Below are 15210 nucleotides of genomic sequence, written 5' to 3' on the forward strand. Positions count from 1 at the left end.
CGGGCGGAGTCGCCGCCGACGGCTCCGGGAGCTTGGCCGTGCCGCCCTCCGCGTTCTCGGACTGTGCTGGTTGCTCGCCCTGCGGCGGCTGTGGGGCGCTCATCGGGTGGTAACCCCCTAGAGGTGGATCAGTTCCGCATTACGTTCGGGTCACCGTAGCGGATGCCGAGCTCGCGTTATGCCAGTACGGGACAGGTCCCGCTGACGATGGTGCTCGCCGTCCACCCGGGGAGCGCCCCGCCCCGGCCGCTCAGCGTCCGGCGAGGAAGCCGAGGACGTCCTGTCGGGTGACCACACCGGCCGGCCGGCCGTCCATCAGCACCAACGCGCCGTCCGCGTCCGCCAGCGCGCGCATCGCGGCGCTGACCGACTCCCCGGCGCCGATGGTCGGCAGCGGCTCCGACATGTGCTCCTCCACCCGGTCGGAGAGCTTGGCGCGACCAGCGAACAGGTCGTCGAGCAGGCGCCGCTCGTTGACGGCACCCGCGACCTCGGCCGCCATGATCGGTGGCTCCGCGTTGACCACGGGCATCTGGGACACGCCGAACTCGCGGAGCACCGCCACCGCCTCGGCCACCGTCTCGTTCGGGTGGGCGTGGACCAGGTCGGGCAGGGTGCCGTCCTTGCGGCGGAGCACCTCGCCGACGCTGGCTCCACTGTGGTCGGGGGACAGGAACCCGTAGGAGGCCATCCAGTCGTCGTCGAAGACCTTGCCGAGGTAGCCCCGGCCGCCGTCGGGGAGCAGGACGACGATGACGTCCTCGGGGCCGCAGCGCTCGGCGAGCCGGAGGGCCGCGGCCACGGCCATCCCGCAGGAGCCGCCGACGAGCAGGCCCTCCTCCCGCGCCAGCCGCCGGGTGATCGCGAAGGAGTCCCCGTCGGACACCTCGATGATCTCGTCGCAGATGTCCTGGTCGTAGGTGGTGGGCCAGAAGTCCTCGCCGACCCCCTCGACCAGGTAGGGCCGTCCGGTGCCACCGGAGTACACGGAGCCGTGCGGGTCGGCGCCCACGATCTTCACGGCACCCCCGGACACCTCCTTCAGGTACCTGCCGGTTCCCGAGATCGTCCCGCCGGTGCCGATCCCGGCGACGAAATGGGTGATGCGGCCGTCGGTCTGCCGCCACACCTCGGGTCCGGTGGCCGCGTAGTGCGAGGCGGGGTTGTTCTCGTTGGCGTACTGGTTGGGCTTCCAGGCGCCCGGGATCTCCGAGACGAGCCGGTCGGAGACGTTGTAGTAGGAGTCGGGATGTTCGGGAGCGACGGCCGTGGGGCACACGACGACTTCCGCGCCGTAGGCCTTGAGGACGTTGCGCTTGTCCTCACTGACCTTGTCCGGGCAGACGAAGACGCACTGGTACCCCTTGCGCTGGGCCACCATCGCCAGGCCGATCCCGGTGTTCCCCGAGGTCGGCTCGACGATGGTCCCGCCCGGCCGCAGCTCCCCCGACCGCTCCGCGGCCTCCACCATGCGCAGCGCGATGCGGTCCTTGACGCTGCCACCCGGGTTGAAGTACTCGACCTTGGCCAGCACGAGTGGGCTCAGCCCCTCGGCCACCGCGTTCAGGCGCACCAGCGGCGTGTCGCCCACCAGGTCCATCACATGCTCGGCGTAGTCCACCGCGTGCCACTCCCACTCGTCTGCCGGCTCGGTTGGTGTCGGATTCGGAGCTTATCCCCGGAGCTGGCGGCGAGTTCCCCGCCGCCCGCCGGTATTCCGCCGTCCCCGTGTGCCCGAGCGTCACACCTCGCCCCGCAATCGGGTAGATGATTCAGGGAGAACGAGCGTCGGGGCCGGGTGGTGTCCAGGGGCCGGTCCGGCGGAAGGAGGATTCGCAGTGCTGGGTTCGCGCGCGATCCGGGTGGCCGCGTTCGCGGCGGGAGCGGTCACCGGGCTCACCGGGGCGGCCTACGGGCTCCTGTCCGGACAGTCCCGGTTGGCGAGGAAGGTGATCGGCATCCCCGATCGGGAGCCGGTCCGGGCCGACGGGGTCTACCTCCCGGACGGGACGGGGCCGCACCCGGCGGAGGAGCTGCCGGACTCGCCGGCACCGCTGACCTTCGCGGTCCTGGGTGACTCCTCGGCCGCCGGTCTCGGGGTGGATGACGCCAGCCAGCTGCCTGCGGTGCTGCTCGCCGGGGGGCTCGCCGAGGAGGCGGAACGCCCGGTGGCGCTGACGACCCTGGCGGTGAGCGGGTCGACGACGGAGAACCTGGCGGAGCAGGTCGACCAGGCGGTGGTCCTGCGCCCGGACGTCGCGCTGGTGATCATCGGCGCCAACGACGTCACGACCAAGCTGCCGCTGCGCACCTCGGCGGCCCTGTTGGGCGCGGGAATACGCCGGCTGCGGGAGGCCGAGGTGGGCGTGGTGGTGGGCACCTGCCCCGATCTGGGGGCGATCCGCCCCATTCCGCAGCCGCTCCGCTCGATCGCGCGCAGTTGGAGCCTCGCCCTGGGGCGGGCGCAGCGGCGGGTGGCGGAGCGGGAGGGGGCCTACCCGGTCCCGCTTGCGGACCTGCTCTCGCCGGAGTTCCTGGTGCGGCCCGGTGAGCTGTTCAGCGCGGACCGCTTCCACCCGAGCGCGGCGGGCTACGCGACGGCCGTCTCGATCCTGCTCCCGCCGCTGTGCAGCGTGGCCGGGGTGTGGGAGGGCGGCCCGCTGCCCCAACACCCGACCAGGTCCCGGCTGGCGGAGGCCCGCCGTCCGACACACCGGATCGTCGCGAAGCTCAACCAACGGCTGCGGCGGGCGCGGTGACACCGAGCTGCCCGGCTGCGGTCGAGCTGTGGTGGGAAGGCGCGGGGCTCCCTCCGGGCTGGTGCGGCGCTGGTGCGCCGCTGGGCGGCGGCTGTCGCGCGGGTGGCCCCGCCCGCCTTCCACCACCACCTACTCTCCAGTAACTTCACTGGCGAGGAGACCGTTCCCGAACCAAGCCAAGGAGGGCTCCGATGCCGGAAGCCGTCATTGTCGCCGCCGCCCGGTCCCCCATCGGACGGGCGAACAAGGGCTCGTTGGTCGATCTGCGCCCGGACGACCTGACCGCGCAGGTGATCCGCGCCGCCCTCGACCAGGTGCCGGAACTCGATCCCGCCACCATCGACGACCTGGTGCTCGGGTGCGGGCTTCCCGGCGGGGAGCAGGGGTTCAACATGGCCCGGGTGGTCTCGGTGCTCCTGGGCCGCGACGACCTGCCCGGCACGACCGTGAACCGGTACTGCTCCTCCAGCCTCCAGTCCACCAGGATGGCGATGCACGCGATCCGGGCCGGCGAGGGTGACGTCTTCCTCAGCGCCGGGGTGGAGACCGTGTCCCGCTACGCCAAGGGCAACTCGGACAGCCTGCCCGACACCAGGAACCCGCTGTTCGACGCGGCGGCCGAGCGGAGCGAGGCCGCCACCCGGAACGGCGCCGAGGAGTGGCGGGACCCCCGCCTGGACGGCGAGCTGCCCGACGTCTACCTGGCGATGGGGCAGACCGCCGAGAACCTGGCGCGGGCCAGGGCGGTGAGCCGCCAGGAGATGGACGAGTTCGGTGTGCGCTCGCAGAACCTCGCCGAGGCCGCCATCGCCAGTGGCTTCTTCGCCCGCGAGATCAGCCCCGTCACCCTGCCCGACGGGCGGGTCGTCGACACGGACGACGGGCCGCGCCCGGGCACCACCTACGAGAAGGTGGCCCAGCTGAAGCCGGTGTTCCGGCCGAACGGCCGGGTCACCGCCGGCAACTGCTGCCCGCTCAACGACGGTGCGGCGGCGCTGGTCGTGATGAGCGACCGGCGAGCGGCGGAACTGGGGATCGCACCGCTGGCCAGGATCGTGTCCACCGGGGTGTCCGCGCTGTCCCCCGAGATCATGGGGCTCGGCCCGGTCGAGGCCTCGCGGCAGGCGCTGGCCCGGGCCGGCATGACCGTCGACGACGTCGACCTCTTCGAGATCAACGAGGCCTTCGCCGCGCAGGTGATCCCGTCCTACCAGGAACTCGGCATCCCCCTGGAGAAGCTGAACGTCAACGGGGGCGCGATCGCCCTGGGCCACCCCTTCGGCATGACCGGGGCCCGGATCACCTGCACCCTGCTGAACTCGTTGCGCACCCACGACCGGCAGATCGGCCTGGAGACGATGTGCGTCGGCGGCGGCCAGGGGATGGCGATGATCGTCGAACGCCTCTCCTGAGCCGCTCGCCCCGGCGGGGAGACCCGGGAACGAGGAGAGGCCCCGGCGATGCCGCCGGGGCCTCTCCCGTGTTCGGGTCCGCTGGACGCGGTGCGCGTCACTCGCCCTGGAGGTAGGTGAGCAGGCGCAGGATCTCGATGTACAGCCAGACCAGCGTCATGGTCAGGCCGAAGGCGATCTGCCAGCCGTACTTGGCGGGCGCACCAGCCTGGATCAGGTCGTCGGCGGCCTTGAAGTCCAGCAGGAAGACGAAGGCGGCGATGCCGATGCAGACCAGGCTGAAGATGATCGCCAGCGTGCCGCCGGAGCGGAGCCCCATGTCGGCGCCGAAGAGGTTGCCGACGAGGTTGGCCAGCATCAGGACACCGACGCCGATCAGCGCGCCCGTCACCCAGCGGGTGAGCTTCGGGGTGACGCGGATCGCACCGGTCTTGTAGACGACCAGCATGCCGGCGAACACACCGATGGTGCCCATGACGGCCTGCGCGACGATGCCGTAGCCCGCACCGGCCGACCCACCGGGGGTGAAGCTGGCCACCACCGCGCTGAGGCCGCCGAGGAACAGGCCCTCGAAGCCGGCGTAGGCGAGCACCAGCACCTTGCTGGGCTCGCGCTTGAAGGCGTTGACGAGGCCGAGGATCAGACCACCGATGAGACCGACGAAGGTCAGCGCGGGGATGCCGCTCATCGCGGAGAACACGGCGGCCACCACGAGCACGCCCAGGGTGATACCGGTCTTGATCACCACGTCGTCGACGGTGATCGGACGGTCGTCGGCGCTCTGCGTGGTCTGCTGACCCGCATAGCCCGGCTGGCCGAAGCCGGCGCTGTCGAAGTTCGCGTAACCGCCGCTTGCCGGCAGGTTGCGGAACGCGGGATTACTGCTTGTGCGCACCTGTGCCCTCCTGGAACGTGCTCACGCCGTTACCGAGTCAACGGTGACGCGTGTCGTAGGGTTCCCCAACTCGAGTAAAGGCGACTTTACCGACACCCGAGCGATCCTCCGATGCCCCTGGCCCCGATCCTCCCTCCGACCGCGCGGACTTCACCGGGTTGTGACCGAGGTCGTGATCCAGTTGTTGTACCTGCCCCCGATCTGGCGCGGCGCGAGCACCGCTGCCCGGGGCCAGTCGATCACCGGTACCGGTGACGCCCGTGGTCGTGACGCACTGGACAGGATCTCTGACAGGCAGCTAACTTTCCCCTGTCGTCACATCCTCCGAGTGGCGGCTTGTGGCACGACGCACGGCCAGACCAGCATCACGGGAGCGAAACCTCGACGCGTGGCCACACGTTACGCGCGACCCGGCGGCAGGTCACGGCTCCTGGCCGGCGCTCCGTCGGGGCACTCGCTCCGTGATGTCGGACCGCGCCCTTGGACACCAACTCTGGACACCGAGGAGCATTCATGCTCAGAAGAGTGGCCGCGGGACTGGCCAGTGCGTCCCTGCTGGCCGGCGCGGCGCTGGTCGCGCTGCCGGGCACGGCGGCCGCGGCCGTGCAGGAGGGACTGGGGCACCGGACCGCGCCGCAGCCCTACCAGGGCAAACCCAACGACTACGACTGGGTCGGCTCCTACGTCTGGCAGGGCGAGCAGGTCTGGTGCGTGCAGTACTCCTACCGCGCGCCGGACACCGAGGAGGAGTACGTCGACGGCGACCAGCTGCTGACGAAGTGGGGCGACCCACTGTCCCCGGAGATCTCCTCCAACATCTCCTACCTGCTGCTCCGATACAGCGGGACGCAGTCCGACCACGAGGCGGCCGCGCTCGCGCACCTGCTGCACAGCTGGACCGCCGCCCCGCGCACGCCCGCGGACCTCGACCCGTCCAACGGGTTCCGCGAGATCGCCTACGACGTCGAGTTCCACTTCGACGAGCTGCCGCCGGAGACCCAGCAGGCGGTGGAGGCGATGAAGGCCGACGCCGAGATCAACCGGGGCCCCTGGGAGGTGTCGCTGACGGCACCGGAAGGGGAGCAGGTCATCGGCCAGCCGGACTCCTGGCGGGTGGACCTGCTCAACACCGCGGGCAACGGGGTGCCCGACATCCCCGTCGAGGTCACCCTGACCGACGCCGAACTGGCGGACCCGGAGGTGGCCGAACCGGCGCGGCAGATCCTCATGCAGGACCTCAGCGTCAACGAGGAACTGGCCGCCGACCTGGCGGCGGAGGAGCCCGCGGCCGAGGAAGCCGGGGCGGAGGGCGTCCCGGCCGACGATGCCGGCGACCAGCCGGCCGAGCCCCTGAGCACCACGACCCCCCAGCCCACCGCTCCCGTCGAGACGCCGGACGGCGAGGACAGCGCCGAAGGCGACGAGAGCGGCGAGTCCGAGCCCCAGGTGCGGTACCTGCGGACCCCGGAGGACGGCGGCCCGCTGCTGTTCGACGTCGTGCCGACCGGGGAGAACCCCTCGGTCCACGTCAGCGTGCAGACCCCGGCCGACCAGCCGAGGATCAAGGTCCCGCAGGACGGCTCCGACGTGCAGCGCATCGTCACCACCGGTGGTGAGGACACGGTGACGGCCGAGGCCGCTGTGACCGCCCGCACCGCCCCCGGCGCCGTCGAGATCGCCAAGGTGGACGCCTCGACCGGTCTCCCGGTGGCCGACGTCCAACTGCGGATCACCTCGGCCGACAAGAGCAGCCCCGCGCTGCGCCAGGACGACTCCGAACTCGTGGGTCCCGACGGTGAACCGCTCGTGGTGACCACCGACGAGGAGGGCTACGCACGGCTGGAGGACCTGAGGACCCCTCAGGAGATCTGCGTGGTCGAAGTCGGAGTGCCCGCCGGGTACGAGGAGGAGTTCGACCCGGCCAACCCACCGACCGCGTGCGGTCTGGTGGAGGCTGGGGACACGCTGACCCTCACCATCGCCAACAAGCCCAACCCGCCGACCGTGCCGAGCACGATCCCGGCGGGTGAGGCCGACCTGGTCACCGCCTCCTCGGAGACGGTCAACCGGGTCAGCCCGGTCACCCTGACCAGCCTGGGTCTGCTGGTGCTGCTCGCTGCCGGCGCGACCGGGCTGGTGTGGCGACGTCGGATGACCTCCGGGGACCAGCGCTAGCCGGTCGTCGGACCACATCGCCGCCCCCTCGGCCGGGAGGTCGGCAGAGAGGGCCAACCAGGTGGATGAGACGCGAGGGGCGGAGCGGGCCGACGGCGACGTCGACCCGCCCGCCGAGAACGACCGCCGCACCTACGCCCTCGACGTGGGCGAGTGGGAGGAGGCGAACCCCGAACGGTCGAGGTCGGCCCGCCAGCGGACCTCGGCCGTCCTCGGGATCGGGGTGCTGAGCCTCGGCATCCTCGGCGGCCTGTACTGGCCGCCGACCGTGCAGGTCGCCGGCAGCGCCGTCCCGGTCGACGCCGTCGTGCGCCCCGGGGACGACGTCCTCGGTGACAGCATGGCCGCCAACGGGTACCAGCCCAAACCCGTCGGCGTGCCCGACGGCGCCGCGTCGGCGGCCTCGGACGAGGCCGAAGGCGAGCGGGAGGAACCCGAGGGCCGGGACGCCGACGCGGCGGGGGGTACGTCCACCGGGTCCGCCGCTCCTCCCCCGGTCCGGGAGTCCGGGCCAGGTCCCCGACCGCCGTCAGCGGACCGGCCGGTCGCCGCCCAGCGGCCGGGGACGATCCGACTCCCCCAGGGCGGCACGGCCGCCCTCGTCCGGCGCGAGGTCGGTCCGGACCGGGTGCTGCCCGTGCCGGAGAACCTGGAGGAGGCGACCTGGTGGGGCATGGGTCTCGGCGCGCCGTCCGGGGCCTCCGTCTTCGCGGGCCACGTCAACTTCCGGGGCCAGCGGGGCCCGTTCGCCGAACTCTGGGATGCCACGCTCGGCGACGTGTTCACGGTGGTCGACCAGCGGGGGGAGGAGTGGCGCTACCGGGTCAGCGCCGTCCACACGCTGCACAAGAACGAGCTGCCGGCCAACGCCGAGGCCCTCTTCGGCCAGGAGGGCGCCCACCGGGTGGTGCTCGTCACCTGCGGTGGCCGGTGGCACGGCGGGGACCTCGGTTACGAGGACAACCGCATCGTCGTCGCGCTGCCCGCCTGACCGGCCCGGGCGCTTCGCCCCCGGGCCGGGCGCGGGGCCAGGCGGGCAGGACCGTGAGCCAGCGCCGTCAGCCGAGCCGCAGGATGCGGTCGGAACCCGGCGCGGCGCCGCCGAGCTGGTCGGTGTTGCTCGTGCCGAACCACAGTGATCCGTCCGGGGCGGCGGCCGCCGCCCGGAGCCGGCCGAACTCGTGGACGTACAGGGCACGCCGGTCGGTGACGTCCCCGCTGTCGGACAGCGGCAGTTCCCACAACCGCTGTCCCCGCAACGTGGTCACGTAGAGGGTTCCCCGGACGTGGGCGAGGCCGGCTGGGGTGCCCTCCTCGGGAGTCCAGTGCACCACGGGATCGGTGTACCGGCCGTCGGAACAGGGGCCCTCGCAGACCGGCCACCCGTAGTTCGCGCCGGCCCGGATCCGGTTGAGCTCGTCCGCGCCGTGATCACCGGTCTCCACCGCGAACATCCGACCGCCGTCGTCCCAGGCCAGCCCCAGCACGTTGCGGTGCCCGTAGGAGTAGACGTGGGTGCCGAACGGGTTCCCCGGCGCCGGTGACCCGTCGGGGCGCAGCCGGAGTATCTTGCCCCGCAACGAGTTCAGGTCCTGCGCCTCGTCGTACCCCCCGTTCGGATCGTGCGGGTACCGGGCCGGGACGCCCGCGTAGAGGTACCCGTCGGGGCCGAAGGCGAGCGACCCCCCGTTGACGTAGACGGCCCGGGGAAGGCCGGTGAGGATCGGCTCCGGCTGCTCCCCGAGCCGGAAGCGCGCGATCCTGCTGTCCTCGGCCGTGGCGTAGTAGAGGTAGACGAAACCGTCCGACTCGTAGTCGGGTGAGACCGCGATGCCCTGGACCCCGTCCTGGATCCCGTCGGTCGCCGCGTCGAGGATGCGTTGTTCCTCGACCACCGCCCCGTCGACCACCCGCATGATCCGGGCGTTGTTGCGCTCGGTGACCAGTGGCGAGCCGTCCGGGAGGAAGGCGATGTCCCACGGCACCGTGAGTCCCGCCGCCACCTGCTCCGGTTGTGCCTGCCGCTCGCCGGAATCCGGCTGGTCCTGCTGCGCTGACGCCGCTCCGGTGGCCGTGACGACCATCAGCAGCGTGGTGGCGACACCGCCCAGCGTTCCTCGTCGAAACCGCATACACGCCTCCTTCTCAGAGGATCACGGGCGGCCGCCACTCGTCCGCACACCCCGTTCGACGTGGACCGGACGTGTCCGCCACCCGAATCGGAAGCTAGGGCGGCGCCGGCCGTCCCGCCACGCGAGTGGGCACCTCCCGGACGCCCGTCGTACTTCCACTCGGACGGGGTCCCCCACGGGGGAGGAGGAACCGGACCTTCCACACCGAACCGGCGGCGTGGCCGCCGTGAATAGCGGGGGCACCCGTCGTCACGCACCATGGAGCAGCCGCCGACCGGCGGGCAGTCGCCTCCAGACGAGGAGCGTGGATCATGCGCCTTCCGACCGCTGTGACACGACACGACCGCGCGAACGACCTCCGACCGGTGTCCCCCGGCCGTCCCCCGGCCGCCCCGCGACGGTCCTGGGTGCGTCCGGACTTCCGAGCGGTCGCCACGCCGATGGAGGTCACCAGCTACGTGGCCCGCGGATGACGGGCGCGCCGGCGGAGGTGCTGGGCCGGGAGGAGTTCCGATCGCGGTTGGAGTCCCTCTCGGCCCGGTACTGGGACGACCACCCGTTCCACCGCAGCCTGCACGAGGGGGCGCTGCGCAAGGAGGACCTCCAGCTGTGGGCGGCGAACCGCTGGTACTACCAGCGGATGTTGCCGAGGAAGGACGCCGCGATCCTGTCCAACTGCCCGGACCGGGAGGTCCGGCGGCAGTGGGTCACCCGCGTGATCCACCACGACGGTCAGCCGGGCCAGGAGGGCGGCCTGGACCGGTGGCTGCGCCTGGCCGAGGCGACCGGACTCGACGAGGAGACCGTGCGCTCGGAACGGCTGCTGCTGCCCGGGGTCCGCTTCGCGGTGGACGCCTATGTGGAGTTCGCCCGGCGCCGCCCCTGGCAGGAGGCGGTGGCCTCCGGGCTGACCGAGATGTTCGCCCCCGGCCTCATGCGACGGCGGGTGCTCGCCATGCGGGAGCACTACCCCTGGTTGGACGGCGGCGCACTCGACTACTTCCTCACCAGGATCGAGGTCACCGGGCCGGAGGGGGCCGCGACCCTGGAACTCGTGTTGGACCACTGCCGTGACCGGCGGTCCCAGGAGGCGGCCGTGTCGGCGTTGGCTTTCAAGTGCGAGGTGCTCAACGCGATGCTCGACTCGATCGACCACGCGGTGCGGCGGCCGGCGGGGACCTCGTGACGGCGGGCATCGACCCGGCGGCCCGCCCCCGGCTGGGGCGGGGGGTCAAGCTCATGCGGGACGAGAGCCGCGACAGCCACGTGCTGCTCTACCCGGAGGGGGTGCTGCTGCCCAACGAGACCGGTGAGGCGGTGCTGCTGCGGTGTGACGGGAACAGCCCGGTCGGGGAGATCGTGCGGGCGTTGGAGGGTCAGTTCGACGGCGTGCTGCCGGAGCAGATCCTCGAACTGCTCGACACCCTGCGGGGCATGGGGCTGATCAGGATCGACCATGACGGCGCATGACGTCCCCTCCTCCGCCACCGACCGGGCGGACGCCCCGGTCGGGATGCTGGCCGAGCTGACCCACCGGTGCCCCCTGCACTGCCCCTACTGCTCCAACCCGCTGGAGCTGGTGCGGCGGGAGTCCGAACTGACCACCGGCCAGTGGATCTCCGTCCTCGACCAGGCACGTCGGCTCGGCGTGCTCCAGACCCACCTCTCCGGTGGGGAGCCGTTGGCCCGCCGGGACCTCGCCGAGCTGGTGGGGCACGCCTCGCGTCTCGGCTGCTACGTCAGCCTGGTCACCAGTGGCCTGGGGCTGACCCCGGAACGGGCGGAGGAGCTGGCGGCGCGCGGTCTCGACCACGTACAGCTGAGCCTCCAGGACTCGGACGCGAGCACCGGGGACCGGGTGGCCGGCACGCGAGCTCACCACCACAAGGTCGCGGCGGCGGCCGTGGTCCGCCGGCTGGACCTCCCGCTCACGGTCAACGTGGTGCTGCACCGGGGCAACCTGGACCGCATCGCCGCGATCATCCGGCTCGCCGAGGCCCTGGGGGCCGACCGGCTGGAGTTGGCGAACACGCAGTACTACGGTTGGGGACTGCGCAACCGAGGGCTGCTGATGCCCACCCGGCGCCAGCTCGCCCGCGCCCGCCGTGTCGTGGCGGAGGAGACCCGCCGGTTGGCGGGGAGCACCGAGGTCGTCTACGTGCTCTCCGACTACTACGGCGAGCACCCCAAACCCTGCATGCACGGCTGGGGCAGCAGGCAGTTCACCGTGGCCCCGAACGGCCGGGTCCTGCCCTGTCCCACGGCGGACGTGATCAGCGGGCTGCCGGCGGAGTTCGTCCAGGACCGTCCGCTGGCCGAGATCTGGTACGAGTCGGCGCTGTTCACCGCGTTCCGGGGCACCGGGTGGATGCGGGACCCGTGCCGGAGCTGCGACCGCCGGGAGATCGACTTCGGTGGCTGCCGCTGTCAGGCCTTCCAGCTCACCGGCGATGCGGCGGCCACCGACCCGGTCTGCCGGTTCTCCCCGGACCGGCGCCTGGTGGATCTCGCCCTGCGCGCGGACGCCCCGGAGGACTCCGGGGTCGCCGAGCCGACCGTCGGACCGCCGCTGTGGCGTGGGCTTCCGCCCGGCCGGGTCCCCCGGGTTCCGGGAGCAGCTGCTGGCCCGTCAGTGGTGGACCCGTGCGGCTGATCCTCCTGGGCACGGCGGCCGGCGGCGGTTTTCCGCAGTGGAACTGCGCCTGCGGCCGGTGTTCCCGTTCCCGCGCCGGGGGCGAGGCGATGCGCCGCCGCCAGGACGGAGCGGCGGTGTCGGTGGACGGTGAGCACTGGTGGCTGCTCAACGCGAGCCCTGACCTCCCCGCGCAGCTCGTGGCGACGCCGGAGCTGTGGCCGGGGCCGGGCCGGCGGCAGACCCCGCTGCGCGGCGTGCTGCTGACGGACGCGGAGCTGGACCACACGCTGGGGCTGTTCTCGTTGCGCGAGTGCGGGGGCCTGCCGGTGCACGCTCCGGCGGCGGTACTGGCCTCGCTGGACCGACCCGCGCCGTCCGCCGGAGCGCTCGGCCTGCGGCCCGTGCTCGACGCCTACGGCGACTGGCGGTGGAACGAGGCCGTCGAGGGCGTGCCGTGGGAGCTGGGCCAGGGCCTGACGGCGACCCCGGTGGCGGTCAGCGGGAAGCGCCCGAGGTACCGGACCGGGGTTCCCGATGTCGGGCCGTCGGTGGTGGCCTACCGGTTGCGGGACCGGGCGGCGGGGCGGGAACTGCTCTACGCGCCGTGCCTGTCCCGGTGGCCGGACCGGCTGGACGAGGCGGTGGCGGCGGCCGACTGCGCGGTGCTGGACGGGACCTTCTACTCCGGGGACGAGCTGGGGCATGCCGCGGGGCTGCCCGGGGGCGGTGGACAGGCCGGAATGGGACACCTCCCGGTGGGCGGGGAGGACGGGACGCTCAACCGGTTGCGCTGCCATCCTGGGACGCGGCGGCTGTACACCCACCTGAACAACACCAATCCCCTGGTGGACCCGGCATCGGCGGAGTTCGCGGCGGTGGTGGCCAGCGGGGTGGAGGTGCCCTCGGACGGCGACCGGATCGACCTGTGAGACCGCCGGAACGCGGTGCCGGGGGTGGTCGCCCGGGATCGGGTGCGGGTCGACGGGGCGGCGCGAGCGTGCGCCGCGCCCGGCGGTCGGCGCCGCAGGTGTCGGCGCCGCTGGTGTCGCGGGCGCGGCCGGGCCAAGGACCGGGGGTGAGGCCTGCGGACGCCGGTCGAAGGCCCTCCCACCCGAGGGCCGGGGGCGAACGGGGCGGTGCGCCCACGGCTGGCTGGCCCTGGCCGGGGTCGTCCTGGCACCGCGCCTGCGGAGGGCTCCGGCCGTGTGCCGGTTCCGGGCGCGGTGACGGATCCCGGCGGCGGTTCAGCGGGGCCAGGGCCGGCACCGGCCTCACGACACGGCGAACCCGCCGACGCGGACACGTGGGCGCGGTCCGTGGGCTGACCGGTGGGCCCGGCCTCGCCCCCGGGTGCCGGGTCTGGCCGGGAAATCCGCCGTCCACACCGACCACTCCCCACCGGATAGCACCCTTACGGGTGAGAAATTCGCGCACCGGGATCAACCACGGGTCACTTCCTGCCGAAAGACTGACAGGAGGAGCCGCGCCGGGGAGGGACAGACGCCGACGCTCAATGACATCGAGAACGGCGTCGCGACTGACGTCGCGACGCCGCACCGCCGGAACCGCCACTGACCGCCGGTTCGCGGTCGGGCTCAGGGTTGTGCCCCCGGTCGGGCTCGAACCGACACTGGGACCCTTTTAAGGGGCCTGCCTCTGCCTATTGGGCTACGGGGGCAGCGCGCAGCCTAGAACCTGGACGGCTTCCGTGGGGGCCACTTCGACGGAAGTCGCCCGCCCGGACCAACCGTGCGGTCTGGTTCTGCGCGTCGTACGGAACTCCACCGGATCCTGCCATCCGGGCCGCTCCCCGGGGAGCGGGGCAACACCTCTCCTCCTCAGCTGTGCTCATGATCTCAAACCGCCCGTGCCACCGTCGGCCGGCCAACCCAGGGCGGTGAGCCCCAGCACGATCTCCCGGTCCCGGTCCAGGCCGAGCACGGACTCGAGTGACTCGTCGCGCAGCGCCGCGGTGAACGCGACGCCGAGTTCCATCGCGGTCGCCACCAGGTAGGCGGTCTGCGAGAGGTGGCCCATGTCCACCTGCACCATCCGATATGCCCGCGCGGTGTCGTACTTCCACCAGATCCGCTCGAGCGTCGCGACATGGCAGAGCTGAACCGCCGCCTCCCCCACCCATTCCTGGCCACCACTGGCCTCGACCACCTCCCCCGCCGACCACGGAGGCCCGAGGGGTTCGAGCACGTGATCGGCGGCGTCGTAGTGGTACCACCCCGGTTCGAGACCGACCACGCTCACGACGTGCAGATACACCTCGATCGGGTGGCGGGCGCCGGCGGAGGGCGAGGCCTTGAAGAGGTTGCCGTCCTGGTCCGGCCCTGGCCGACCCGGGACCGGACCGGCGAGTACCGCGAGCAGGTCACCCAACCGCGCGGCCTCGACCGGCCGGGAGTGGAACCGGCGCGTCGTCCGCCGCGCCAGCAGCACGTCGCGCAGGGACCGCTCCCCCCAACGCGCACCGCCCCCTGCCACCCCGGGAGCGGCCGGTAGTCCGTGGGCATCCGGTGCGTCGGGGCCATCGGCCCACTGGTCGCTGACAGGTGGGAGGGGCACCCCGGCGGTCCCCTCCTCCCGCCTGCGGGTGAGCGGAGGCGGAGGCGGGTCGGCGGCCGCCGTGGCGGCGAGCGCCCGGTCCTGGTCGTCGGCGTCGGCGTAGGGGGTGTCCCGGAACGTGCGGGTCGCGTAGTGGTAGTGCCGCGCCGCTGGTCCGCCGTTCCGCCATGCCGCGAGCAGCCGTTGCTCCGCTCGGTGCTCCGGCGTGCCTTCGGCGACGAGGACCCCCGCGTCGAGGAGCCTCCTGAGCACCGGCCACACGACCTCCCGTTCCTCGACATCCAGTTCGGCGAGGACCTCGTCGGTCTCGGCGAAGGACCGGAACTCCCAGCACAGCCGGGCGAGGGGGGCCGTCAACTCGAACTGCCGGTGGCGCAGGTAGTCATCGAGCACGACCCGGCCCTCGGCCAGGTGCACGCTCGTGTGCTCAGCGACCTTCAGACGCACTCCGCAGCTCCTGGAACCTCGACGCGACCCACTCGTGCGTGGCCGTCGACACCCTGGTGTCCTGGGCCCGGTGCTCGAACCACCGCCAGTCGCAGTTGACGTTGACCTCCAGGAACACCGGGTCCCCGTCCACCACGAGCAGGTCGAACGCCGCGACGTCGAGCCGCCAGTGGCGGGGGGG

General features: G+C 72.6%; 13 protein-coding genes, 1 tRNA gene and 1 pseudogene. 9 read left to right on the plus strand and 6 right to left on the minus strand.

Features of this window, described 5'->3' with window-relative positions; genetic code table 11:
• Nucleotides 1–250: 250 nt before the first annotated feature.
• Nucleotides 251–1621, minus strand: coding sequence for a cystathionine beta-synthase (locus ACTIDRAF_RS0206745; RefSeq protein ID WP_016697959.1), 1371 nt, complete (start codon nt 1619–1621; stop codon nt 251–253).
• Between the two features lie 217 nt (nt 1622–1838).
• Here ACTIDRAF_RS0206745 and ACTIDRAF_RS0206750 point away from each other — a divergent pair, with 217 nt between their 5' ends.
• On the plus strand, nt 1839–2759 hold the full coding sequence (locus ACTIDRAF_RS0206750) for an SGNH/GDSL hydrolase family protein (RefSeq protein ID WP_016697960.1): 921 nt from the start codon (nt 1839–1841) through the stop codon (nt 2757–2759).
• A 191-nt stretch (nt 2760–2950) separates the two neighbouring features.
• The gene (locus tag ACTIDRAF_RS0206755; RefSeq protein ID WP_016697961.1) at nt 2951–4171 is read left to right on the plus strand and encodes an acetyl-CoA C-acetyltransferase; all 1221 of its coding nucleotides are present in this window, start codon (nt 2951–2953) and stop codon (nt 4169–4171) included.
• Between the two features lie 97 nt (nt 4172–4268).
• Here ACTIDRAF_RS0206755 and ACTIDRAF_RS0206760 read toward each other — a convergent pair whose 3' ends face one another.
• Nucleotides 4269–5066, minus strand: coding sequence for a Bax inhibitor-1/YccA family protein (locus ACTIDRAF_RS0206760; protein ID WP_016697962.1), 798 nt, complete (start codon nt 5064–5066; stop codon nt 4269–4271).
• Between the two features lie 513 nt (nt 5067–5579).
• On the opposite strand from ACTIDRAF_RS0206760, the gene ACTIDRAF_RS0206765 reads away from it, so the two are divergent.
• On the plus strand, nt 5580–7241 hold the full coding sequence (locus ACTIDRAF_RS0206765) for an MSCRAMM family protein (protein ID WP_026065844.1): 1662 nt from the start codon (nt 5580–5582) through the stop codon (nt 7239–7241).
• A 61-nt stretch (nt 7242–7302) separates the two neighbouring features.
• Nucleotides 7303–8232 (plus strand): class F sortase, encoded by a 930-nt coding sequence (locus tag ACTIDRAF_RS0206770; protein ID WP_016697964.1) that lies wholly within the window; start codon nt 7303–7305, stop codon nt 8230–8232.
• Between the two features lie 67 nt (nt 8233–8299).
• Here ACTIDRAF_RS0206770 and ACTIDRAF_RS27625 read toward each other — a convergent pair whose 3' ends face one another.
• Nucleotides 8300–9373 (minus strand): PQQ-dependent sugar dehydrogenase, encoded by a 1074-nt coding sequence (locus ACTIDRAF_RS27625; RefSeq protein WP_016697965.1) that lies wholly within the window; start codon nt 9371–9373, stop codon nt 8300–8302.
• 311 nt (nt 9374–9684) lie between these two features.
• On the opposite strand from ACTIDRAF_RS27625, the gene pqqA reads away from it, so the two are divergent.
• The 5 genes from pqqA to pqqB are packed head-to-tail and all read left to right on the plus strand — an operon-like array spanning nt 9685 to nt 12937.
• Nucleotides 9685–9846, plus strand: coding sequence for a pyrroloquinoline quinone precursor peptide PqqA (gene pqqA / locus ACTIDRAF_RS35530; protein WP_425359119.1), 162 nt, complete (start codon nt 9685–9687; stop codon nt 9844–9846).
• Complete coding sequence (pqqC, locus tag ACTIDRAF_RS0206785; protein WP_016697967.1) at nt 9843–10559, plus strand: pyrroloquinoline-quinone synthase PqqC; 717 nt, start codon at nt 9843–9845, stop codon at nt 10557–10559. The genes pqqA and pqqC overlap by 4 nt, the downstream gene beginning before the upstream one ends.
• Entirely contained in the window at nt 10556–10843 is a 288-nt protein-coding gene (pqqD, locus tag ACTIDRAF_RS27630; RefSeq protein WP_016697968.1) for a pyrroloquinoline quinone biosynthesis peptide chaperone PqqD, read from the plus strand. Before pqqC ends, pqqD begins: the two co-directional genes overlap by 4 nt.
• Nucleotides 10830–12026: a pyrroloquinoline quinone biosynthesis protein PqqE gene (pqqE, locus tag ACTIDRAF_RS27635; RefSeq protein ID WP_016697969.1), complete on the plus strand. Its 1197-nt coding sequence runs from the start codon at nt 10830–10832 to the stop codon at nt 12024–12026. The genes pqqD and pqqE overlap by 14 nt, the downstream gene beginning before the upstream one ends.
• Nucleotides 12017–12937 (plus strand): pyrroloquinoline quinone biosynthesis protein PqqB, encoded by a 921-nt coding sequence (pqqB, locus tag ACTIDRAF_RS0206800; RefSeq protein WP_016697971.1) that lies wholly within the window; start codon nt 12017–12019, stop codon nt 12935–12937. The genes pqqE and pqqB overlap by 10 nt, the downstream gene beginning before the upstream one ends.
• A gap of 675 nt (nt 12938–13612) precedes the next feature.
• On the opposite strand, the gene ACTIDRAF_RS0206805 is transcribed toward pqqB, so the two are convergent.
• From ACTIDRAF_RS0206805 to ACTIDRAF_RS0206815, 3 genes and pseudogenes are all read right to left on the minus strand, one after another.
• Nucleotides 13613–13686 (minus strand) — tRNA-Leu (locus ACTIDRAF_RS0206805).
• Nucleotides 13687–13856: 170 nt separating this feature from the next.
• Nucleotides 13857–15029, minus strand: coding sequence for a SagB/ThcOx family dehydrogenase (locus tag ACTIDRAF_RS27640; protein ID WP_016697972.1), 1173 nt, complete (start codon nt 15027–15029; stop codon nt 13857–13859).
• Nucleotides 15010–15210: pseudogene (locus tag ACTIDRAF_RS0206815) on the minus strand (hypothetical protein); the annotation flags it as partial. The pseudogene ACTIDRAF_RS0206815 and the gene ACTIDRAF_RS27640, both read right to left, overlap by 20 nt.

The sequence above is a fragment of the Actinoalloteichus spitiensis RMV-1378 genome, assembly GCF_000239155.1.
Classification (GTDB): domain Bacteria; phylum Actinomycetota; class Actinomycetes; order Mycobacteriales; family Pseudonocardiaceae; genus Actinoalloteichus_B; species Actinoalloteichus_B spitiensis.